Here is a 23,231-nt window from a genome sequence, read left to right on the forward strand (position 1 = left end):
GTCATTGTTCTACTTCGCGACGGAATTCCGTCAAGCTCGCCACAGTTGTTGAACCAAGTGTTGGCAGAGGGGCGGACTGCCGGCTATTCACTTCGGTACGTCGCAGACGTAGCCGTGGGTGGGTGGGTTATTGACTTAGGGAAGGCTGCCAAGCTTGCGGATGTTGAAGCGCTCTCAAGACACTTAGCCTCAAAGATTTTTTCAGTGGTCGTTGTTGAGCCAAATCATTTGGTGTTCCCAACAGCGATTCCGAACGATCCAATGCTGGTTGATCAATGGTCATTCGGTGCCGCTTCGTCAGGTGGCACAAATGTCCTCGCCGGCTGGGATTCCGCAACAGGCGCAGACGCCGTGGTGGCCGTTCTGGATACGGGGTCGATAGTGCACGAGGAGTTTGCCGGACGTGAGGAACCGGGATACGACTTTGTCAGCAGCCTTGTCAGCGCAAATGACAAATCCGGGCGAGACGCAGACCCAGCGGACCCTGGAGATTGGACGGATGCAACTACATGTGCCACAAAGGGAGAGAGCTCCAGTACTTGGCATGGCGCACGCGTTGCGAGCACGATTGGGGCTGCTGCGAACAACGCAGCAGGTGTTGCTGGTATCGCGTACAACAGTCGCGTAATGCATGCGCGCGTTCTAGGACGGTGCGGGGGCTCGGCGTCCGATGTGGCTGATGCCATCGTGTGGGCCGCCGGGGTCACGGGCGGAACTGTGCCCGCTCCTGCACGGCCGGCCCGTGTTCTAAACCTATCTTTCGGCCTTGCGTTGGCAAATGGGTGTTCTGCTGTGTATCAGCGAGCAGTCGACTCGGCTCTTAAGGCAGGTGTTTTGGTGGTAGCTGGTGCTGGGAATGATAATTCCAACGTTGCCTTCTTTTCGCCCGGCAGCTGCAATGGGGTGATGTCTGTCGCAGCGCTCGGGCGGGCTGGCAATCGCGCTAGTTACTCTAACTTTGGAGCGCGAGTTGATGTCTCAGCACCTGTAGGCGATCACAGAGATAGCCTAAGAATCACTGCAGCAACGAACCTGGGGGCATCATCCCCTCAGGCACCAGGTTACATGCAAGAGTTCTTTGGAACCTCTGCAGCTACTCCACACGTTTCTGGAGTCGCTGCACTCATGCTTGAAGCAAACCCCGCCTTGCTTCCGCATGAACTTGGAAGGCTTCTACGGAATTCTGCGAGTCCTTTCATTAGTGCATGCGACAACTGCGGATCAGGGGTCGTTGACGGGCTGGCGGCGGTACAGGCTGCCCGCGCTATTGAATCAGAGACTCAAGAAGGAGAGTCCAATGGAGGCAAGAAGAACGACAGCAAGTCTTCTGCCCAGGTTTTGACCGCTATCCCTTCTCGTGTGAAGGGAAGTTTGCAATCAGCGACCGACATTGACTTCTACAGAGTAGATGTGCCCGCGGGACAGAAGGTCCGTGTCGTTGTGGCGAGTCTTCTTCCCGTCGATATGGATGTTGCTGTTTCAGGAGGTAAGTTTACTCAGCTTGCAGTTAGGGGTGCTTCCGGAATGGTCGACTATGTCGATCTGACTAACAGTACTACATCAACTCAAGTTGCCAATCTGCGTGTCTCGCAAGTTGGAGCAACCACTGCAGGTTACCCGCTGAGTTATGCGCTCCGTGCCATTGACGTGCCAGCGCCTGCTCGTAGCCCTGTAGTTACAAATTTCATCGTGAGTCAAGCTTCGGCAGGGCAACCTGTACAAGGCAGCTTCAACGTTAATGATGCGGACGGCGTTTCGCTGAAAACATTGCGAGTGCATGTCGGTACTAATGGTGCAGCCGGTTCCGATGACTGCTACTTGAATATTGATCCTCAACTCGGAACTAAGCAGTTCCAGTTCAACGGCAGTGGGATCTCTGAAGGTGCGGGTTGTGCTCAATTGCTGCCTTCTCCCGGTCAAACTAAGAGGCTGTACTTTTGGATTGAAGCAGTTGATCACGACCAGTTCATTGCCAAACCGTCATACAGCAGTGTTGATTACCTTGGCGGTGCACAAACGCAGGTCCCTTTGATAACGGCGTTCAGTGTCAATCAAGCAACTGCAGGTTCGCCTATGAACGGAAGCTTCAATGTTGCCGACGCAGATAGCAACAGCTTGAGGACACTACGCGTTCATGTTGGTGATCAAGGCTCCGCTGGAACATACGGATGCTTCCTCGACCTCGATACAGCCTTGGGTCTCAAGAGCTTTAGCTTCAGCGGCAGTGGAACCTCGCAGAACGGTCAGACCTGTGCAGGATTGATTCCACTGTCTGGGCAAAGCAAGACGCTTTGGTTCAAGGTGGAGGCTGTAGATCCAGACAACAACAAAGCTCTGATAGGCGTATCTGGAAACCCGGTTTCCGGTGTGTACAGGGCCGGTGGAGATTTGAAGCCGACGATCACGGGGCTGACAGCAGCGACACCCATCACGACTGGTGGTGCGTTGAGTGGCAGTTTCACGATCACCGACCCCAATGGTGATCAAGTGACCAAGCTGCGGGTTCACGCAAGCTACAGCTATGACGGCTCTAGCTGCACGATGGACATTGGCACCTACAGCAGTAGTCAGCCAGGAGGTCTGAAGTCTTTCAGCGGTTGTTCGTCGTACACCACGACACCAGGAACCGTGTACCTCAAGGTCGAAGGGTGGGATGTCAATGGCCTGCAAGCCGATGTCGTGAGAACGACAGTGCAGGTCAATAGTGCTACCTACAGCAGTAGTCAGCCAGGAGGTCTGAAGTCATTCAGCGGTTGCTCGTCGTACACCACGACACCAGGAACCGTGTACCTCAAGGTCGAAGGGTGGGACGTGAATGGCCTGCAAGCGGACATCGTAAGAACGACGGTACAGGTCAATGCGACCATGGGTACGGTTTCCGGACGTACACCAGACACACTGACCAGGAATGTTTCTACAAGGGTAACCGTGACTGGAAGCGGCTTCCCCGCAACGGCTGTATTCGCAATTGATAACGTCGTGTGCAACTCTGACTATCAGCGCACTGGCACCACGTCCATATCACAGACCTGTATAGCACAGCCCGGTACACCGTCCACGACGTACCTGAGAGTCAAGGACGGACCTGGAGGAAGCTATCTCTCAAATGGCAACGGCAGCTTTGCATTCTCTGTGCGCTGACCTGGATTCTTAACGTTGCTCATGCAAATATTCAGGTCGAGTACACGAATGGCTTGTGGTATGAGCGGGTTATGCAAGTGAATTATTGGCCAAATGCTTAATCTACCAAAATGGAACTAAGGTAGCGAACATTCATAACTAAGGATGTAACGAAATGGGTCTCTATGCTTCGACTTCTTTGCTGCTATTTAATACTCGTGAAAAATTGCTCTTGCCTTTTATCAGAGATAGCCGCAAAGCTCGGTCCGCGATGGTGGAAAAATGGCACCTAGGCATGCTGACAGTCCTTCTCCTGCTTGGATCTAGTGCTTCCGCCGCACCACTATCCGAGTCCATTTCTATCGTTCCATTTAATATGTATGGTCCGGCGGGAACAATTCAGCTAATCCCTTTTTATAATTCAGCAAGTACATTGCAAATTAAAGCCCCGGCGAGTGGTCGATATATTCTTTCCTTTTCAGCCGAGTGTACTGTTTCCGGCTCCCTTGGAAGTATTGATAATTGGATGGATGTGGACATTATTGTAAACACATTCGTGGTTCCCCCTACTTCTGGAAATTTCGACAAATTCTGCTCTACGGATGGATCCGGAGGTGCTACTGGTACAAATAGAGTATCTATCATTATTCCGATTAGTCTTGAAAAGGGGAGGAATTCATTGCAAATTCAAGCGAGAATCAATTATGGGGAATCGAGCGTCAGGCTGTCGAATATGGTGGTGTTGGTGTTTTAGATGGTTGGAAAAACTGATCATTCGACACTTACTGACGCAGCGTAGGGAGTGATTTGGGTTAGATCCTAGCCCAATAAATCAATGGCGGAGGGCCTGCATTAAAGGCGTGCAATTCAATAAGAGTCGACCAAGCGATTAACTTTGGGGCTACATATCTACAATGTCATTGATCACACTGCTATGCCTTCAACTCGAACTCAAGCAACTCCAGGGTCAGATTAGTAGGCAAGAGCAAAAGCCGATGTGAATATAAGTGGCGAACCTCGGTTGGCTGGGGGTGTGCGCTAAGTAAAATGAATACAAGTCAATAACTCAAGAAATGGAAAAATGACAAATTTTTAAAGCAAGCCACTGATATCATCTAATGTTCATCCGGGCTAATATTTTGGTTGGTTGTCGTTTGAAATATAGTATTGTATGGGCGTTGCCTGAACTAGCTAGCCATTCCCGTGATCTAACTCGGCGTAAAGTTGGAAAAATCGACCTTTGGATGAGATAAATTTCAATTTCTGCAAGGTGTTGTAGATCTCTTGCCACAAATAATCGCATAAATAAAACAGTAATTGAAGAATCGACCGGTTAGGCAAAGTGTGTTTGCCGACATATTTGCGCTCAATAGGGTGCAAATATATTTATGCTGAAAAGAAAAACCAACTTTTTAAAGGAGAGCGTATGTTCTTTCGCACGCAGGTAAAAATCATCGCCGCTGTATCTTTGTTGGCTAGCGCATCCACCCAGGCCGCACCGCCCGCCCCATCTAAGTCGGTCTCATTTGGATACGTTTCGCCGTTTACTGGGCCACTAAAATTGCTAAAAACACATCTTGAACACTATAACGAACAAGGCTTAGCTGTCGGGCCTGATGCTTGGTACGGAAGTCCTCTGACTGTGTCCTGCCCCAACGCTGCAGGCTGCTATGTTGTTGTCAGTGCAAATGCTCAGGTTTACAGCTTTTCATCACCCCGGCCTGTCGCTTTAGGCATTCAGATCGGCAGCTATTATTCGGCCCCTTATAATATCAAAGCGAATCAAGATGATTTCACATTGCTAAGCTATAAAGTGGGAACTATGGTTCCAAAAGGAGATCATAAGATAATGACTAGGTATATTGGCGCAGCAGGGACGCCAGCATCGCTGTTTGAATATACCACAGAGGTAAGTGTGTATAAGCCAATTTAGTTGGCTCTTGTTTCGGCAAGGCAGGCATTTTTGCTTGGTTTTGCCGAAACTGACGCAGCATTTCATTGCACATCTTCCTGGGTCGAGTTATTTGGTGTATCATAAATAACTCGATTTGAACTGGGCCGAAGGGCGAGAAATTGGGCCCGCCGGCACGGTTGCGTTTCTGGCCACGCTGCGGCAGGATATTTATTGCCTGATGCACTTGGCGTTGCGCTGAGCTTGGTGATCGTTGGCGGCTATTTGGGGTCGTTTCAGTGGTAATCCCTCCACAAAACCAGCGCCCTGAAAAGTAGAGACTCTCACAGGAGAATCTCTACCATGAAGAAATCGCGATTCACAGACAGCCAGATCATCGAAGCCCTCAAACGCGTGGAGGCGGGTTTGGCCGTCCCGGAGCTGTGCCGAGAACTGGGCATCAGCACGGCCACCTTCTACAAGTGGCGGAGCAAGTTCGGCGGCATGGACACGTCGCTGATGACGCGCATGAAGGAGCTGGAGGAGGAGAACCGTCGGCTGCGCAAGATGTACGTTGAAGAGAAGCTCAAGGCCGAAGTGGTCACGGAGGCGCTCGCAAAAAGTGGTGAAGCCATCTCGCCGCCGCGAGATGGCTCATTGGGCAGTTCAAGACAAAGGGTTGGCCATTCGTGCTGCCTGCCAAGCCTTCGATATCAGCCAGGCCTGCTATCGGTATGAGGCCAAGCGCAAGTCCGAGGATGACGAGATTGCGGACTGGCTGCTGCGCCTGACGGACAACCATCGCAACTGGGGCTTTGGTCTGTGCTTTCTGTACCTGCGAAATGTCAAAGGCTTTGCCTGGAACCACAAGCGTGTGTACCGCATCTACAGGGAGCTGGAGTTGAACCTGCGCATCAAACCCCGCAAGCGCCTGGTGCGTGAGAAGCCTCAGCCACTGTCAGTGCCCGAGGCCATCAACCAAGTCTGGTCCATGGACTTCATGCACGACCAGCTTGAGGACGGGCGAAGCTTTCGGCTGTTCAACGTGATCGATGACTTCAACCGCGAAGCCTTGGGCATTGAGATTGCCTTCTCACTACCCTCGCTGAGAGTGATCCGCGCCCTGACGCAGATCATTAGCTGCCGAGGAAAGCCCCAGACCATTCGTTGCGACAATGGCCCGGAGTACCTGAGCGCAGCCATTGAAAGCTGGGCCAAAGCGTGGGGCATCCAGGTCGAGCGGATCGAGCCTGGCAAGCCGCAGCACAATGCCTACGTCGAGCGGTTCAACCGAACCGTGCGCTACGAATGGCTGTCGGAGTACCATTGGAGCGACCTTGAAGAGGTCAGGCTCCACGCCACAAAGTGGATGTGGCAGTGCAACCATGAACGCCCAAGCATGGCCTTGGGTGGCATCACCCCCAAGCAGCGGTTGGCCATGGCCGCATAGCTCTACTTCTCGGAGCGGTGGGTTTTGGGGGGACTACCGAAAGACCGCAACCGCTGCAACGCGGTCTACCGCAAATCGAAGTTGGCTTTAGACTGAACTGCGTTACTCGAGGTTGAAGCCTTGAGCGGTCACATCCGCCACTCGATATTCGATGCTGAGGGAGGCGTGCAACCCCACTGCCACTGAAAGCATGTAGGCGCAACGCGCGATACTAGGCATTTGTCCTCGGTCTTAAGCATTGTGTTTGTCCTTCGTTGCACCCAGAAGCTCCTCGACAGGCTCAACGCCACGCCAGATTCGGAGTCGGTGCCGCCAGACACAGTCCTTGGCGACTGGTACGCCAATCTGATTCGGGTTGGCCGGACTCAGGTTGTGCTCGCGGTCCGTGAGCGAAGTTTGCTGCCCGTTGTGGTGCCGGCCCGGGATGGTCATGCCCTCGTCCAGCGGCTCTCCGACGCCCTGGGACCGATGCTCACTGCCATCGGCGTCCCAACGGCCGATGCAGATGCCGAATGCAGAGCAATGCAACATTGGGCCGTGGGAAAGACGGCAAACCGCCGCGTCCTGAGATCGCTCAACGATTTGGCAATTCAACTGCAAGTCGGGCTGCTCGACTATCCAGATCGCACGCTGCTCGCGCATTCGCTCTGGTTGGCACAGACGCCCTTGAAGGTCATCGACTATGGTGCACCTGACCAAGCAACACTGGCCGCGTTCGTTGCCCATCGAGCGCTCCGGGTGGCCAAGAACCGATGAGCTTCACTCGGCACCTCCCGCTGCTCTAGGGCCTGCCAGCTGGCTCTGAATTTGCCAGTCACCCTGGGCTCCCCTGCCAGGTCGTTTGGGCTCGTGACGCTTCACTGGCCCTAGCCCGACGCCGGCAGATCAGCCCGACAAGCGCCACCCAAGAAATTCCAAAAAGTCTTTCAAAAACAATCAGTTAAGCCACTCTTGCGTTCCAAACTCAGTGAACAAAGTTCCAAACTCAATGACTTTCGACAGCGGGCATGCTTGGCATATTTCGCGCCCGCTGTGGCGGCATGACCTCGCCACCCAGGGTTTGCGCGCGCCCAGCAGGAGACATCTTGCGCATGTTTCCATGCCGCATATGCATAGTGGGGATGGGCGACTGAGTTACGGCACCGTTACACTGCCGTGACAAGCCCTTCGCAGGAAACGGGGCCTGGGGGTCTATCCGCCACCGAAACCCGTCGTAACCTGCATGACAGCTTCATCCCTCAGGCTGTCGAACCTTGCTGGTCCTGGTCTCTTCAGGGTGGGCATTGGGCGAGCCTCTGGCAGTGGCCGGGCGCTCGCCCAATCCCATTTTTGAACCTTAGATTGGAGTCTTGTCATGAACCGTCCTGTCACGGAAGCCCTGCGGGTCAACGCCCCGGCCTACGTCAAAAACGCACGTCTGATCGAATGGGTCGGCCAAGTCGCCGCCCTGACCGAGGCCAAAGACGTCTACTGGTGCGACGGCACCCAAGAAGAATACGACCGCCTCTGCCAACAATTGGTGGACGCCGGCACCTTCAAGAAGCTCAACCCCGCCAAGCGCCCGGGCAGCTACCTGGCTTGGTCTGACCCCTCTGACGTGGCGCGTGTCGAAGACCGCACCTATATCTGCAGCGCCAAGAAAGAAGACGCCGGCCCCACCAACAACTGGATGGCCCCGGCTGAAATGCGCGAGCTGCTGCAAACCGGCGACAAGGCCTTGTTCAAGGGCGCCATGAAGGGCCGCACCCTGTATGTGGTGCCTTTCAGCATGGGCCCGCTGGGCTCGCCCATCGCCCACATCGGTGTCGAGCTGTCGGACAGCCCCTATGTGGCCGTCAACATGCGCATCATGACCCGCATGGGCCGCAAGGTGCTGGAGTTGCTGGGCGAAAACGGCGAGTTCGTGCCCTGCGTGCACACCGTGGGCGCCCCCCTGGCCGAAGGCCAGAAGGACGTGACCTGGCCGTGCAACCCCACCAAGTACATCGTCCACTACCCCGAGACCCGCGAGATCTGGTCTTACGGCTCCGGCTACGGCGGCAACGCCTTGCTGGGCAAGAAGTGCTTCGCACTGCGCATCGCCTCCACCATGGGCCGCGACCAAGGCTGGTTGGCCGAGCACATGCTGATCCTGGGCGTCACCAGCCCGGCCGGCAAGAAGTACCACGTCGCCGCCGCCTTCCCCAGCGCCTGCGGCAAGACCAACTTCGCCATGTTGATCCCGCCCAAGGCTCTAGGCGGCTGGAGCGTGACCACCATCGGTGACGACATCGCCTGGATCAAGCCCGACGCCAACGGCCGCCTGCGCGCCATCAATCCCGAAGCCGGTTACTTCGGCGTGGCCCCCGGCACCAACACGCTGACCAACCCCAACTGCATGGCCAGCCTGAACAAGGACGTGATCTTCACCAACGTCGCCCTGACCGACGACGGCGACGTCTGGTGGGAAGGCATGGGCGACGCCCCGGCGCATTGCATCGACTGGCAAGGCAAGGACTGGACGCCTGCCATTGCCAAGGAAACCGGCGCTAAGGCCGCCCACCCCAACGCCCGCTTCACCGTGGCCGCCACCAACAACCCCGCGCTGGATGCCGCCTGGGACGACGCCGCTGGGGTGCCGATTGATGCCTTCATCTTCGGTGGCCGCCGCTCCACCACCGTGCCGCTGGTGACCGAGGCCCGCAACTGGACCGAGGGCGTCTACATGGCCGCCACCATGGGCTCTGAAACTACCGCCGCTGCTGCAGGCCAGCAAGGCGTGGTGCGCCGCGACCCCTTCGCCATGCTGCCCTTCATGGGCTACAACATGAGCGACTACTTCCAGCACTGGCTGAACCTGGGCGCCAAGCTGCAAGCCCAAGGCGCCACGCTGCCGCGCATCTACTGCGTTAACTGGTTCCGCAAGGGCGCCGACGGCAAGTTCGTCTGGCCGGGCTATGGCGACAATATGCGCGTCATGAAGTGGATGATCGAGCGCATCGAAGGCCAACAAGGCGGCACCGAGAGCCTGTTCGGCGTGAGCCCCACCTATGACGAACTGAGCTGGGACGGCCTGGACTTCAGCCGCGAGCAATTCGCCAACGTCACCAGCGTGGACCACGAGGCCTGGGTGCAAGAGCTGAAGTTGCACGACGAGCTGTTCACCCAACTGGCTTACCACCTGCCTGAAGAGCTCAAGGCCACCAAGGCCAAGCTGCAGGCCAAGCTGTCGGCCTGATGGGCTGAGCATAGCGGCGGGCCCAATGGCGCACCGCCCCAGCAAGAAGCCACCGCATGCGGTGGCTTTTTTATGCTCAAAAGCTAGCCTTGGACGCAGGGTAGAAGAGCGATCAACAAGCGCTGTATGACAAGAGCGCTGTTTGCACGGTTGGCCCAGGCGCACGGCCACACCAGGCACGCTGACCTAGCGCAAACTCATATCCAGCACTGGAAGGTCGCCCTTGATGGATCTGATATGTCGCAACTCACCCTCCCGGTCTTGGAGGGCCAGCGCGACATCAATGCTCTGCTGGTGAACGCCCAAACCGATAGGCAGCGTGCTAGATTCGCTCACGGCCAACTCCAAAACCTAGTGGCGGCACGCTGACAGAGCACCAACCCGGTGCATAGGTGGTGGTTGGCAGGCACATGGCCTGCAACCTCTGTTTGCGCTGGAAATGGGCCGCCTGTTCCTACGAAGCCCTCTTGCCTAGTCCACATGAAGTCACTTTTTGCACTGCCTCCAGGCTGGAGCCCTGGCAAGCTGTGGGTCTACGCAGCTATCGGCGCCGCCCTGACCGTCGCGGTTGTGCCGTGGAGTGCCACTACAGGGCGAATTCCGGACCAACAGAGCTTGGCCTCTGCATCTGGGACGTTGACGTCGATAGCAAAACACAAGTACGGCATCAAGTTCGAACTTTCCGGCCATGAGAGGGTCTTTGACTATCCGTCCAAGCATCGCGGGTACGACATTGTTCTGTCCGCACTTGAGACAGCAGGAAAGGACGAAGTCGTAGTGTTGTACGAGAGGTCCCCGCGTTCACCCTGGTTCTCCGATGAGAAGTACTACGACGTCTGGCAAGTGCAAGTAGGCAATAGATTGACGCGCTCGCTTCAAGACGCTCAAGCTGGATGGAAGTCCGACGAAGCAATCCGTCCATGGCTTGCAGGCGTCTTCGCGATCTGCAGCCTCTATCTGGCTGTAATGGGCTATCGAGCACATGCGGCCCGAGCGGAGTCGCGGTGAGGAATAGGCCCTCTAACATGCCTCCCGGATTGTCAGCAGTTGGATTTCTTCAATAGCAGCATTCAAGACGTTGAAGATGAGCCAATGCATGGGCTCCATTCACAGGTCGTGCAACTAGCGCAATACCAGCACAAAACTCCTCGCGCAGCTTGTGTATGGACAAGATGCCTTATGGCGTCGTCGGCCGGTCGTCGGTTCCAGCAATTCGCCGCTGATTCACCTCACCACCCACACCATCGCCGTGCGCCCCGGCACCATCAGCTCGCCAGTTTGGGCGTCTAGGCTCGCCTCGCGCACGCGCTTGTCGGCCGCGCTGGGGCTCAGGTGCACGGGGTGCAAGGCCCAGCGTTTGCCGCTGATCGCGGGCAGGCTCAGGCGTTGAGCCTGTTTGTCGGTGTTCAGCACCACCAAGACGGAGGCGAAGTTGGCTTCTTTCAGGCCTTGGCCGTTGAGCAGGGCCACGATGACGGCTGGGTTTTGCTGGGGGCCGGTGTTCAAAAAGCTCAGGCGTTGTTGCACTTCGGCGCTGCTGCGCAGGCGGAAGAGCACGGAGCTGTCGCGGATGCGCAGCAGGTCCAGCGTGGCGTCTCGGGTGAATCGGATGTCCTCAGGGCGCGGGTTGATCTGTGCATTGGCAAGCAGCGGCTGCATCAGCGGCCAATCTTTGCCGTTATCACTCTCGGGCGGCAGGCCGCTGCCAAAGTGGTTGGTGCTGGCTGAAAAGTCCAGTCGGTTGAAGGCGTCGCCCGAGTTGTAGCTGTTGCGGTCCAGGCTTTTGCTGCGCAGCAGCTCTTGCCCCGCATGAAAGTAAGCCACGCCTTGGCTGAAGGCCACCAGGGCGTTGCCCAGCACTTGCACGCGCGCGCGCTCTTGCGGCGAGGTGCCGGTGGGCAGCTTCATGGCGTTGGTGTCGAAGAGGGTCTGGTTGTCGTGGTTCTCGACATAGTTCACCACTTCGGCGGGCTGGCTGGCAAAGCCGGCGGGCTGGCCGCCGTAGTCGATCTCGGCGCCGCGCTTGACGCTGCCGTCGGCCGTGGTGAAGCGCACATCGCGCAAGGTGCCGGCCAGGCCCAGGCGGATCATGTCGGCGGCGCGCATCAGGTCGCCCGCAGAGGCGGGCGCGGCTTGGGCGTTGGGGTCGGTCACTTGGCCATTGAGCCAGCCTTGGCGGGCGATCAGCGCCACGCCGCTGTCGCCGGCGCTGCCGCCGCGCGCGGCATCCCTCATCCGGTCGTTAAAGCTGCCAATGCCGCTGCCGTTCAGGCTCAACTGGCTGGCTTGCACAAAGCGGGCGCTGTTGGCCACCTCGCCGAAGTTCCAGCCTTCGCCGATGAAGTGGATGTCGCGGCCCAGTTCGCGCTTCAGGCGCGCTCGCATGGCTTCCATCACCGAGCGGGGCTGGTGGCCCATCAGGTCGAAGCGGAAGGAGTCGATGTGGTGGTCACGCACCCATAGCAGTACCGAATCGCTCATCAAGCGCGCCATCATGCGGTGCTCGGTGGCGGTGTTCTCGCAGCAGGTGGAGCGCTCGATCTCGCCGGTGGCGCTCAGGCGGTGGTAGTAGCCGGGCACGATTCGGTCCAGCACCGACATCTCGCTTTGGCCTGAGGCAAAGGTGTGGTTGTAGACCACGTCCATGCCCACCCGCAGGCCAGCGCGGTGCAGGGCTTGCACCATGGCGCGCAGCTCGCGCACGCGGGCGGCGCCGTCGTCGGGCTGGGTGGCGTAGCTGCCTTCCGGCGCGTTGAAGTGGTAAGGGTCGTAACCCCAGTTGTAGCAGTCGGCGTCGCGGCTGGCGTTCACGGCGGCTTGCTGGGCCTTGCCATCGCGCGGGCCGCTGGTGGCGGGCGTGACGCAGCCCGTTTCAGGCACGCTGCTGAGGTCGTAAATGGGCAGCAAGTGCACATCGGTCAGGCCGGCTTGGGCCAGGCGCCGCAAGTGCTGCATGCCTTGAGATTGGGCATGCGTGAAGCCCAGGTACTTGCCGCGATGGGCCGCGGGCACGCTGGTGTCGTCGCGCGAGAAGTCGCGCACATGCAGCTCGTAGACCACCAAGTCAGTGGCATGGGCCACGGTTTGCGGGCGCGGCGTGCTGTCCCAGCCCGGTGGCTCGGTGTCGGGGTGGTCCAGGCGCAGGGCCACGCTGTGGCGGGAGTTGTTGGTCACGCTGACCGAGTAAGGGTCGGTCACGCGGTTGCGCACCAGGCCGGCGTCTGGGGTGACCACGTCCACCAAGTAGCTGTAGCGCTGGCCGTGCAGGTCTTGCGGCAGTTGCGTGGTCCACAGGCCGGTGGCGTCTTCGCGCTGCAGCGGGCGCAGCACGGAGGCCTTACCCTCGCCGGGCTTTGGGGGGTGCAAGCAGAGCATCACCCGCTGTGCGGTCGGCGCCCACAGCCGGAAGGTGCTGCGTTGCGGGGTGACGGTGGCGCCCAGCTCGGCGGAAGACTCGGCCAGCGCGTAGGCGTCGTCCAGCGCGCCGGGCAATTGGGTGGCGGTGGCGGCCAGGATGCGGCCTTGTGCGTCTTCTTTCAGCAGCCACATCTGGGCCGTCCAGGTCTGAGCCAGGTTCATGGCGTCGCGGCCTGAGACACGCAGCCGCACGCCCGGCTTCACATAGGCAAAGCGTTGGGCGGTGACGGGCGGCAGGTCCGAGTCGTCGATGCTCAGCTCCAACACCCCATCGGCGCCGCTGAGCGCCTCGCCCACCTTGGCCACCAGGCCTGCGCTGTGGGAATAGGCCAAGCGCCAGCGCACCCCGGGGGCGGCTGTGTGGCCGGGCCATTGCAGGCGAATGCCATCCAGCCAAATGCCTTCGGCCGTGCGCAGCTTGGCGGCGGCCGCCTTCAGCACGGTGCTGTGAGGGCCATCACAGTCTTGCGCCGAGGGGGCTGGGGGCAGGGCTTGGGCCCACAGCGGCGTGCAGGTGGCGCCCATGGCCAGTAACAGACTCAATTGGCGCAAGCGGGGAGCGAAAGGCATAGGGGTGCGATGTGTAATGAAACTACATTGTCAGGGCGCCATTGCGCTGGAGCATAGCGGGGTTATATCTAGCAACCGGTATCTTGCAAACCGTGCAAAATGTAGTTTGGCTACATATCGCCCCACTGCCCAGGACACATCATGCCTTCTCTCTCGCGGGCCGCACAGGCCTTGGCCCCTCTGCTGGCACGGCCGCTTTGGCCCACTTTGATGGCGGGTTTGCTGTGCACCAGCATGGTCTGGCCGGCAGGCTCTGCGGCGGTGGCTGCGCCCACGGCCAACGCCCTGGCCGCCCAGGCCACCACCGTGGACATCTCGCCCGTCGCGCCCGTGTATCGCCCCAGTACCCTGCCCACAGGCTGGCACCACGGCGTGTTCATGGAGATATTCGTGCGCGCCTTTGCCGACAGCAATGGCGATGGCATCGGCGACCTCAAAGGCCTGACGGCCAAGCTGGATGATCTGAAAGACTTAGGCGTCAGCGGCATTTGGCTGATGCCCATCACCGCCAATGCGGATGGCGACCACGGCTATGCCACCACTGACTTTCGCGCCATCGCGCCCGAGTACGGCACGCTCGCGGACTTTGACGAGCTGCTGCGCCAGGCCCACGCCCGTGGCATCGGCGTGGTGATGGATTACGTCATCAACCATGCGGCCGCCCAGCACCCGCTGTTTCAAGCCGCCGTGGCCGACCCGAAAAGCCCGTGGCGGGATTGGTTTGTGTTTGCCGACACCGAGCCCCAGGGCTGGGACATCTGGGGCAAGAACCCTTGGTACCTGAGCAGCGCCCAGCACTGGAACAGCAAGCTGGAGCCCAAAGACCTGCCCAAGGCCCCGCCCGGTGCGCGGGACTTCTACTTCGGCACCTTTGGCCCGCACATGCCCGACTTCAATATGCGCAACCCCCGCGTGGTGAAGTACCACGAGGACAGCCTGCGCTTCTGGCTCAACCGTGGCCTGGACGGCTTTCGCCTGGACGCCGTGCCGCACCTGATCGAGCGCGACGCGGTGAACTGGAATGACCAGCCCGAAAGCCGCCAGCTGACCAAGCGGCTGCAAGACCTGATCACCGCCTATGACAAGCGCTGGGTGGTCTGCGAGGCCACGGCCGAGCCCAATGATTGGGGCCACCCCCAGGTCTGCGGCAGCGCCTTTGCCTTTGGCTACGTGCACCACTTCGTCAAAGCGGCCCAGGGCGAGCCCGCCTCCATTCAGGAGCTGGCCCGCTACTGGCGCGAGGCGCCACCCGAGCGCTGGGGCATGTCCACCATGATCTCCAACCACGACATCTTCGCGGGCGAGCGCCTGTGGGACCAGCTCAAGGGCGACGAAGCCCGCTACAAGCTGGCCGCGGCCAGCTATTTGCTGCAGCCCGGCACGCCCTTCATCTACTTTGGCGAAGAGATCGGCCAAGCGGGTGTGCCCGGCTTGGGCGGCGACTTGCCCTTGCGCTCACCTCGCTCTTGGACGCCGGAGCCGCAGACCGCCGGCTTCACCACCGGCCAGCCCTTCCGCCCGCTGGCCCCCAATCTTGCGCGTTACAACGTGCAGAGCCAATCGGCCGACCCGCAATCCCTCCGCAGCTTTTACAAGGCTTTGATTGCGCTGCGCCGCCAGCACGCGTCCATCGCCCAAGGCAGCTTTGAGCACAGCGCCGTGCAAGGCCAGACTTTAGTGTTCCAGCGCGCCCATGGCGCGGACCGCACCTTGGTGCTGATCAACTACGGCACCGAGCCGCAGGCCGTGGAGGTGCCGGGCCTGCCAGCCGGGGCGCGCCTGCAGCCGCTGTTCCAAGCCCAGGCCACACACGCCCAGGCGGGCCGCGTCACTGTGCCGGGTTTGGGCGTGCAGGTCTGGCAGGTGCAGCGGTGATCGTTGCCACACGCAGCCACTGCGATTCCCTTCAAAACCTTTGACGCACGGCCCTCGCGCTCAGCCGCCACAATGGTCTCCATCGTCTCTTGGAGCCCCTCATGACCGTTGATCGCCCCACCGAACATCCCGTCGATGCCTTGTTCACCAACCGTTGGTCGCCCCGCGCCTACAGCGGCGAAGCCATCGATGATGCAACCCTGATGCGCTTGTTCGAGGCTGCCCGCTGGGCGCCCTCGGCCTCCAACCTGCAGCCCTGGCGCTTCCTTTATGGCAAGGCCGGCACGCCCGCCTGGCAGCCCATCTTCAACACCCTGGTGCCCTTCAACCAGAGCTGGGCGGCCAAGGCCTCGGTGCTGATTGCCGTCGTCTCCCGCGTGCGCTCCACGCCACCGGGCAAGACCGAGAAAGTCGACAACGTATGGCACGCCTTTGATGCGGGTGCGGCCTGGCAAAACCTGGCCCTGCAAGCTTCGCTGCTGGGCTGGTATGCCCACGGCATGGGCGGCTTTGACAACGCCGCCTTGCGCCAAGCCTTGAACGTGCCCGAGGACTACGCCATCCATGCCGTGGTGGCCGTGGGCAAGCTGGGCGACAAGGCCCAACTGCCCGAAGCCCTGCAACAACGCGAAGGCCCGAGCCCCCGCCAGCCCCTGGCCGCCATGGTGGCCGAAGGCGCCTTTCGCTTTGAGGCCTGAGTGAGCCTCGCCGCGCTGCCCGCCGAGGCATTGAGCCGACTGGACGCACTGATCCAGCAGGCCCAAGCCAGCGGCCAGCGCCGCCTGCTGGGCTTGGTGGGCGCGCCAGGGGCCGGCAAGTCCACCTTGGCGGCGGCCCTGCAGGCCGCACGCCCCGGCGCGACGCAAGTCGTTCCCATGGATGGCTACCACCTGGCCAACAGCACCCTGGCGGCCCTGGGCCGGCGCCAGCGCAAAGGCGCGCCGGACACTTTTGATGCGGCGGGCTTTGTGGCCCTGCTGCAGCGCTTGCGCGCACCGGGCGGCACGGTGGTCTACGCCCCCGAGTACCGCCGCGAGATCGAAGAAGCCGTGGCCGGTGCCATTGCCATCCCACCCGAGGTGCCCCTGCTCATCGTCGAAGGCAACTACCTGCTGCTGGAAGATGCGCCGTGGGCCGAGTGCCGCAGCCTGCTCGACGAGGCCTGGTATGTCGACGTCGACGACGCCCTGCGCACCGAACGCCTCGTCGCCCGCCACCGCCACTTCGGCCGCAGCGAGGCCGACGCCCGCGCCTGGGCCGCGCAGACCGATGAGCCCAATGCACGGCGCATTGAGGCGAGCAGGGGCAGTGCGGATTGGGTGCTGTGCTGTTGAGAGGGATGGAACATTCGTCTGTTTCAGCGTAAATTGGGTACATTGGCAAACTCTTTGAGTTCACTCAGTCTCACTATTAAATTCAGGAGGAATATATGAAGAAAGCAGTTCTAACTCTTTGCGCATTGATGCCAATTGTCGCGGCAAGTCAATGCAATGTCACCTATTTGGGTGGGGAGGTGACCGACCATCAAGCAAGTAGTTATCCAGTTGCTGTGGATAAGGACGGGAACTCATACGGGAATTTCTCATACCTCGGTATGAATGTTTGGGGGCCGGATGGCTCGACTGTAGCGGTATCTTCACCGGAGCCTACAACCGCACCATTTCAGCTTTCAATAAATAACAAAAAACAGGCCATCGTTAATAGTGATTCATGGTGCTGGCCCGAGTTCAGAGACTACAGTACTGACATGATGATTTGGAATTGGGAGCAAGGTACGAAAGTTTGCCTAAAGCCGCTACCTTTTCAACTTCCGGAGGGGTTTTTTTCATCTTGGCCTCAACCGCCTGTTACAGTGATTGATGATAAAGGCTGGGTATATACCTCAGTCCCAGATAGGGGTACGCTTAGAAATCGAGCCATTGTTTGGCGAAATAATGGTGTTGCGGTTGAGTTACCTGTATTGCAAGGCGGTTTACGGCACTACATCAACGGCGGAAATACCAGTGGGCTAGTGGTTGGACAAGCGTCTACAGATGGGCGGGATTTTCGTTCCGCGCCGATTGCTTGGAGATCAGGAAAAATTGAACGATTGCCCCTGCCTGAAGGATTTACGGCCGGTCGCGCCGTATCGGCTTCCAGCAATGGGGATATTGTGGGTCAAGGATTTGTTGGTCGACGCCCATCTGGCCTATGGTGGTCTGAAGGTAAAGTAAAGGAGTTACCTCTCGGGTTTACCCCCTCGCACATTAATCGCCATGGGCAAATTATTGGGCGCGCAGGGAAAAATTGGCTGCCCGCTATCTACAAAAATGACGAAATCGTCCTCATCAACACTATTATGCCGGCCTCCTGGCGTGAAAAGGGCTATGAAGTGACATTGCTCACTGACATTAACGACAAGTCTGAAGTGCTGGCTAAATATCTTGGCGGGCCGGACTTTCGCTATGGTTCAGTATTGCTGAGAGGCTGTTTTAGTAATCAATAATCATCAGGAGATAAATGGAGATCTTTGTTGTTGATGAGCCCCCGCATGAACGAATCTTATTGCCTCGATAAGTGATGACCCTGCTGCTTTGGGCGCTCAGCGCTGGCCTTGTCCTCCTCGGCTTTGCGGGCATTGTCTTGCCTGCCTTGCCCGGCACTTTGTTGGTCTGGGCCGGCTTGCTGCTTGCGGCTTGGATTGACGACTTCCAGCGCATCGGCGGCTGGCCATTGGCCGCCATCAGCGTGCTGGCCGTCATCGCCTGGGCTTTGGACTATGTCGCCGGCCTGATGGGCGCGCGCCACTTGGGTGCCAGCAAGCAAGCCTTGATCGGCGCGGCCCTGGGCACCGTGCTGGGCTTGTTCATGGGCTTGGTGGGCGTGTTCTTCATGCCCTTGGTCGGTGCGGCCGTTGGCGAGTACTTGGCCCGCCGCGACCAGCACGACGCCGCCCCCCAGGCCCTTAAAGTCGGCGTGGCCACCTGGGTGGGCATGCTGGTGGGCATGCTGGCCAAGTTCGTGCTGGCCTTTGTGATGATTGGGGTGGCGGTGGCGGCTTATCTGTGGTGAGGCACGCTTCTGGTGACGCAGTTCCTTACGAAATCCCAGCCCAGAGTCATTAACCGGCCTCCCCCGGACTCGATCCATTGCAGATGCGGCTGAAGGGGCTGCTCATTTCGATACGCTGATCGCTGCCATGCAGGTACTACGCTGAGCACGAATCACACCCTAGAGGTTGCGAAGGCACCTGGACCTTTACTTGACAAGCGGGTCGAAGCGAGCTGAGGCCTGATCGGCGGATGCTGGCAACCATCGTCCACGAGGTCTCCCCGATGGTGGCACCCTAGGCACTCGCGTAAAGTCCAGTTCAGAAAGGGAAGGGCCCTTTCAAAAAGATTTGATGGAGCGAGGAGAGTTGTGATGAAGAAGCAGTTTTTCTGGACAGCGGCATTGATGGTACCGCTGGTGGTGAACAGCCAATGCCGAGTGACGGAGCTAGGTGGAGTCTCCGATATAACCCCAAACTGGCCTGTGGCGCTGGACAAGAATGGCAATTCGATGACCGTTTTCCAAGGCGGGCCAACGATTTGGGGTTCAAATGGCGCCGTAAAGGCGTCGGCTGACATTCAACTGCCCGAGGGGCCATACGCGTTGTCTATGAACAATGTGGGTCAAGCTGTTGTGCGTGTAGGCAACTGCTCTTCGGCGCGTCCCACCTACAGTTCAGATCTGGGTATTTGGAAGTGGACGGATGGCAGCGTTCAGTGCTTGAAGCCATTGCCGTTTGAAGTGCATCCAGATTTCCTGCAGCAAGGCAGCGATGCGGCGACTGTCATTGATGACAAAGGATGGGTTTACGCCAACGTTACTGACACCTTGAACGTGAACCGTGCGATGGCCTGGCCACCCAATGGTGCCCCAATCGAGCTTCCGGCTCCGAGTTTTTCCGTTTATCGCAAAGCACTAGGAGGTAGCGCTTCAGGCCTTGTTGTCGGCGTGGTCTCGAATCACCCGGACCTGAGTTTGGGCGGTGCGCCTGTGATGTGGAAAAACCGAACGCCGTCATATCTTTCGATTCCCCTTGATATGCGACAGGGTGAAGTCCAATCCGCTGCGAGCAACGGTGACATGGTGGGGCGGGTCGCTGGTCCTACGGCATCATTCTCCGGAATTTGGTGGAAGAGCGGCGGCCAACAGTATGAGCTCATGCCGAATTTTCGACCCTCGTTCGTCAATCGATACGGTAGGTCCGCTGGCTGGGCTACAACAGTGCCGTTTCTGACGCCTGCCATCTACGCGAACGGGGCGATGACAGAGATACAGAAGATCGTGCCATCTCGGTGGGCGAAGGCTGGAAACACTGTGGTGGACGTCAAAGGCTTGAACGACAAGTCTCAGATTTTGGTGACTTACCAAAGGAATTCGCCAGAAGGGTCAGCTTGGGGGGCAGCGTTGCTATCGGGTTGCTTCGGGGCCAAGTCCTAAGGTTGTGATGTGGGCGGCCCCGGGGCTACTGGATGGCGCACCGTGAGGACTACACATTGCGGGGAGGGTTGATAGTCATCCCTCCCACCCCCGGCAAATGCTGCCCCGAGGTCACCCCCATCGACACATAGATGCTGGTCAGCCCATCGACGCCCACATCGGCGGGCTGCACCCAGGCTTGGGGCACGTAGATGAGGGCGCCGCCTACCGGCACCGGCGCGGTGGGCACCAGCACGGCCAGGTAGGGTGCGCCGCCCACCAGCACCGGCTCGGGTGAGGACAGCAAGCCCAGCACGGCAGCGGCTTGGCCGGGGCCGCCAAAGTGCAGCCAGACGGGGCTCATGGAGCGGGTGCCTTGCTCGTCGCGTTGCGCCATCAGGCCCACCAGCTTTTGCGCCATGTCGTAGATGTGACGCACCACCGGGATGCGCTGCATCACCGCGTTCAGGCCTTCCAGTAGCACCGGCTGCAAGCGCGTTTGCACCAGCAGGCCTAAGGCCAAGATGCTGAGCAGCACCAGCCCTAAGCCCAGCAAATAGCCCACCACTTCGGAGCCACTCACGTCCAGGCCCAGGCTGATCAAGGCCTTGCCAAACAAGCTGGTCGGGCCTAGCCAGGCGTAGAGCAGACGCACTGCCCAGACCAAGATCACCACGGTGGCGGCCAAGGGCAGGGCGGCCAGCAGGCCGGTCAAAAACACATTCGCCAAACGGCGCAAACCCGGTTTGATCATTGCGCGGCCTCCACCACCATTTGCACGCGTTGCTGGCCCTGAAACTCATCGACGCTGAGCCGGTAGGCCAAGCGCACGCGGTCGGGCAGCGGGTCGGTGTGGCCGAACCAAATGGCGTCGCGCAGCGTGCCTTGGGGACCGCCATGGCGCACGCGCAGCTTCAGGTGCGTCTCGCCCACCAGACGCTGCTGCACCACGTCCACCTCGTCGCAAAACACCGGCGCCGGAAAGCCCTGGCCCCAGACCACCTCATCCAGGGTCTGCACGGTTTCGGCATTGAAGTACTGCAGCGGCAGCGGGCCGTCGGTGGCCAGGGTGCGGGTCAGCGCGGCGGCGTCCAGCCATTCGCGGGCGACCTGCTGCAAAGCGGCGTCAAAGGTGTCCACATCTTCTTCGGCCAGGGTGCAGCCCGCCGCCATGGCATGGCCGCCAAAGCGCTTGAGCAGGTCGGGGTGGCGCTTGGTCACCAGGTCCAGCGCGTCGCGCAAATGAAAGCCGGGAATGGAGCGGCCCGAGCCTTTGAGCAAGCCATCGCTGCCCAGGGCTAACACAAAGGTGGGCCGGTGCAGGCGGTCTTTGAGCCGCCCGGCCACAATGCCCACCACGCCTTCGTGAAACTCGGGGTCAAACAGCACCAGGGCCGGGGGCGGGTCGCCTTCAGGCATCAGGTGCTCCAGCGCGGCCTCGGCCTGTTCGCGCATGCCGGCTTCTACAGTGCGGCGCTCGCGGTTGATGGCGTCCAACTGTTGGGCCAATTCTTGGGCGCGGCCCGGGCTGTCGGTCAGTAGGCATTCAATGCCCAAGGTCATGTCGGCCAGGCGCCCGGCGGCATTGATGCGCGGCCCTAAGGCAAAGCCAAAGTCGAAGGCCGAGGCCCGCTCGATGCGGCGTGCGGCGGCATGGAAGAGCGCGGCCACGCCGGGCTGCATACGGCCGCTGCGGATGCGCTTCAGGCCTTGGGCCACCAAGCGGCGGTTGTTGGCATCGAGCTTGACCACATCGGCCACCGTGCCCAGGGCCACCAGGTCCAACAGCGCATCCAGCCGGGGCTGGCTGGCGGCGTCAAACACGCCGCGCGCACGCAGCTCAGCGCGGGTGGCCAGCAGCACATAGAACATCACGCCCACACCGGCCAGCGCCTTGCTCTCAAAGCCGCACTCCGGCTGGTTGGGGTTGACGATGACATCGGCATCGGGCAGCAGCACCGCGCCATCGACCAAGGCCGGCAAGTGGTGGTCCGTCACCAGCACCTGCATGCCGAGGGCCTTGGCGCGCGCCACGCCCGCGTGGCTGGCAATGCCGTTATCGACCGTGATCAAGACCTGCGGCTGGCACTGGGCTTGGGCCAGGTCCACGATGGTAGGCGTCAGGCCGTAGCCGTGCACGGCGCGGTCGGGCACCACGTAGTGCAGCTGCTCCGTGCGCGCCCCCAACATGGCCAGCCCGCGCAGGGCCACGGCGCAGGCGGTGGCGCCGTCGCAGTCGTAGTCGGCCACCACGCACAGGCGCAAGCCTTGCTGCAGGGCGTCGGCCAAAAGCTGCGCGGCAGCCTCACTGCCCTTGAGTTGCGAGGGGGGAAGCAAGCGGGCCAAGTTGTCGTCCAGGTCGTCTGCGTTCCTGATGCCCCGTGCGGCAAACAAGCGGGCCAGCAGCGGGTGCAGGCCGCTTTGCTCCAGGGCAAAGGCGGTGCGGGGGGCGGTGTCTCGGGCGGTCAGCTGAACCATGTTTGGACGCTTGCGTTAGGGCTAAAGAAGAGAGTTGTCAAGACGCAATGGGAGGAGGACAGTGGTCGGGGCTGCCTCTAGCATGAGTTCAGACAGCGCTTCAGAGGCATTCTGCAGGCCCTGCAGTGACGAGGAGGGGCGTTGTCGGCTGTGCTTGTGCTACGGCTCCACATCAACATCAACAGGAAGACATTCACCATGAAGACTCACCTCATTGTTTCCGCTGCCTTGGTTGCCCTCAGTGTCGTCAGCGTGTCGGCGTCCGCCGCCATCAAGTCGGCCACCTTCCGCACTGAATCCAATTTGCCTATCTACGGAACGGGTGCGCCCTTGGTGCTGAGCAAAGGCTCGCCGCTGGTCGCCGGTGCAGACGAATTGACCGGCGCCCATGTGATCTCCAATCCGGACGGTTGGGGTGGCGGCATTGTCCACATGGACCTGGACAAGACCACGAACATTTTGACCTTGAAGGCTCAAGACAACTGGGACTTCCAGACCTTCCACGCCTCGGTCGGCTTTGTCCGATTCACCAACGCCACTGAGTCTATTTGCGGCATCAAGTACCTCGGCGGCAACATCACCACGCCGGCCATCACGCCATCGGCCACCTTTGTAGATAACGGCGTGTCCATCTCCTATGTTGTGCAAGATGTTTCGGGCGGGGGCTATTTCAATTTCGTGATGGGCGCCACCGCGCAGTTTCAGATTGAGACTTGCGTGCCCAGAGCGACCGAAAAGGCCTCGGTGCCTGGCCGCAATCACTGAGC

Annotated in this window: 18 protein-coding genes; 15 read left to right on the top strand and 3 right to left on the bottom strand. The window is 59.8% G+C overall.

Going from position 1 to position 23,231, the window contains the following annotated elements:
- Window positions 1–261 precede the first annotated feature (261 nt).
- From KAK11_RS13290 to KAK11_RS13320, 8 genes are all read left to right on the top strand, one after another.
- Window positions 262–3,141: a S8 family serine peptidase gene (locus KAK11_RS13290; protein WP_246498985.1), complete on the top strand. Its 2,880-nt coding sequence runs from the start codon at window positions 262–264 to the stop codon at window positions 3,139–3,141.
- Between the two features lie 154 nt (window positions 3,142–3,295).
- Window positions 3,296–3,874, top strand: a complete 579-nt coding sequence (locus tag KAK11_RS13295) for a hypothetical protein (RefSeq protein ID WP_210809659.1) — start codon at window positions 3,296–3,298, stop codon at window positions 3,872–3,874.
- A gap of 672 nt (window positions 3,875–4,546) precedes the next feature.
- On the top strand, window positions 4,547–5,053 hold the full coding sequence (locus tag KAK11_RS13300; protein WP_210809660.1) for a hypothetical protein: 507 nt from the start codon (window positions 4,547–4,549) through the stop codon (window positions 5,051–5,053).
- A gap of 321 nt (window positions 5,054–5,374) precedes the next feature.
- Window positions 5,375–6,461 (top strand): IS3 family transposase gene (locus tag KAK11_RS13305; RefSeq protein WP_210809661.1). Its coding sequence is split into 2 segments (ribosomal slippage): window positions 5,375–5,631 and window positions 5,630–6,461, totalling 1,089 coding nucleotides; the frame shifts between segments, so codons are not numbered across the junction.
- Between the two features lie 219 nt (window positions 6,462–6,680).
- Window positions 6,681–7,217 carry a DUF6933 domain-containing protein gene (locus KAK11_RS13310; protein WP_210809662.1) on the top strand — a complete coding sequence of 179 codons (537 nt, stop codon included), beginning with the start codon at window positions 6,681–6,683 and terminating at the stop codon, window positions 7,215–7,217.
- 598 nt (window positions 7,218–7,815) lie between these two features.
- The gene (locus tag KAK11_RS13315) at window positions 7,816–9,678 is read left to right on the top strand and encodes a phosphoenolpyruvate carboxykinase (GTP) (RefSeq protein WP_210809663.1); all 1,863 of its coding nucleotides are present in this window, start codon (window positions 7,816–7,818) and stop codon (window positions 9,676–9,678) included.
- Between the two features lie 237 nt (window positions 9,679–9,915).
- Complete coding sequence (locus KAK11_RS22060) at window positions 9,916–10,047, top strand: hypothetical protein (protein WP_259373561.1); 132 nt, start codon at window positions 9,916–9,918, stop codon at window positions 10,045–10,047.
- Between the two features lie 111 nt (window positions 10,048–10,158).
- Entirely contained in the window at window positions 10,159–10,686 is a 528-nt protein-coding gene (locus tag KAK11_RS13320) for a hypothetical protein (RefSeq protein ID WP_210809664.1), read from the top strand.
- Between the two features lie 216 nt (window positions 10,687–10,902).
- Here KAK11_RS13320 and KAK11_RS13325 read toward each other — a convergent pair whose 3' ends face one another.
- A complete protein-coding gene (locus KAK11_RS13325; protein WP_210809666.1) occupies window positions 10,903–13,665 on the bottom strand; it encodes an alpha-1,6-glucosidase domain-containing protein in 2,763 nt (920 codons plus the stop codon).
- 141 nt (window positions 13,666–13,806) lie between these two features.
- On the opposite strand from KAK11_RS13325, the gene KAK11_RS13330 reads away from it, so the two are divergent.
- The 6 genes from KAK11_RS13330 (at window position 13,807) to KAK11_RS13355 (ending at window position 20,007) form a co-directional block, all read left to right on the top strand.
- Window positions 13,807–15,540, top strand: a complete 1,734-nt coding sequence (locus KAK11_RS13330) for an alpha-amylase family glycosyl hydrolase (protein ID WP_210809667.1) — start codon at window positions 13,807–13,809, stop codon at window positions 15,538–15,540.
- Window positions 15,541–15,641: 101 nt separating this feature from the next.
- Window positions 15,642–16,238 carry a nitroreductase family protein gene (locus tag KAK11_RS13335; protein ID WP_210809668.1) on the top strand — a complete coding sequence of 199 codons (597 nt, stop codon included), beginning with the start codon at window positions 15,642–15,644 and terminating at the stop codon, window positions 16,236–16,238.
- Window positions 16,239–16,874, top strand: a complete 636-nt coding sequence (locus KAK11_RS13340; protein ID WP_210809669.1) for a nucleoside/nucleotide kinase family protein — start codon at window positions 16,239–16,241, stop codon at window positions 16,872–16,874. It abuts the gene before it with no gap.
- 95 nt (window positions 16,875–16,969) lie between these two features.
- Entirely contained in the window at window positions 16,970–18,025 is a 1,056-nt protein-coding gene (locus tag KAK11_RS13345; RefSeq protein WP_210809670.1) for a hypothetical protein, read from the top strand.
- A gap of 74 nt (window positions 18,026–18,099) precedes the next feature.
- Window positions 18,100–18,591 (top strand): DUF456 domain-containing protein, encoded by a 492-nt coding sequence (locus KAK11_RS13350; protein WP_246498942.1) that lies wholly within the window; start codon window positions 18,100–18,102, stop codon window positions 18,589–18,591.
- A gap of 351 nt (window positions 18,592–18,942) precedes the next feature.
- On the top strand, window positions 18,943–20,007 hold the full coding sequence (locus tag KAK11_RS13355) for a hypothetical protein (protein WP_210809672.1): 1,065 nt from the start codon (window positions 18,943–18,945) through the stop codon (window positions 20,005–20,007).
- Between the two features lie 49 nt (window positions 20,008–20,056).
- Here the strand turns inward: KAK11_RS13355 and KAK11_RS13360 are convergent, their stop codons facing one another.
- Together KAK11_RS13360 and recJ are read right to left on the bottom strand one after the other, a co-directional pair.
- The gene (locus KAK11_RS13360; RefSeq protein WP_210809673.1) at window positions 20,057–20,740 is read right to left on the bottom strand and encodes a DUF502 domain-containing protein; all 684 of its coding nucleotides are present in this window, start codon (window positions 20,738–20,740) and stop codon (window positions 20,057–20,059) included.
- Complete coding sequence (recJ, locus tag KAK11_RS13365; protein WP_210809674.1) at window positions 20,737–22,464, bottom strand: single-stranded-DNA-specific exonuclease RecJ; 1,728 nt, start codon at window positions 22,462–22,464, stop codon at window positions 20,737–20,739. Before recJ ends, KAK11_RS13360 begins: the two co-directional genes overlap by 4 nt.
- Window positions 22,465–22,662: 198 nt before the next feature.
- Between recJ and KAK11_RS13370 the strand changes: the two genes are divergently transcribed.
- Window positions 22,663–23,229, top strand: a complete 567-nt coding sequence (locus tag KAK11_RS13370; RefSeq protein WP_210809676.1) for a hypothetical protein — start codon at window positions 22,663–22,665, stop codon at window positions 23,227–23,229.
- Window positions 23,230–23,231 lie beyond the last annotated feature (2 nt).

Source organism: Ideonella paludis (genome assembly GCF_018069865.1).
In the GTDB taxonomy this organism is placed as follows: domain Bacteria; phylum Pseudomonadota; class Gammaproteobacteria; order Burkholderiales; family Burkholderiaceae_C; genus Ideonella; species Ideonella paludis.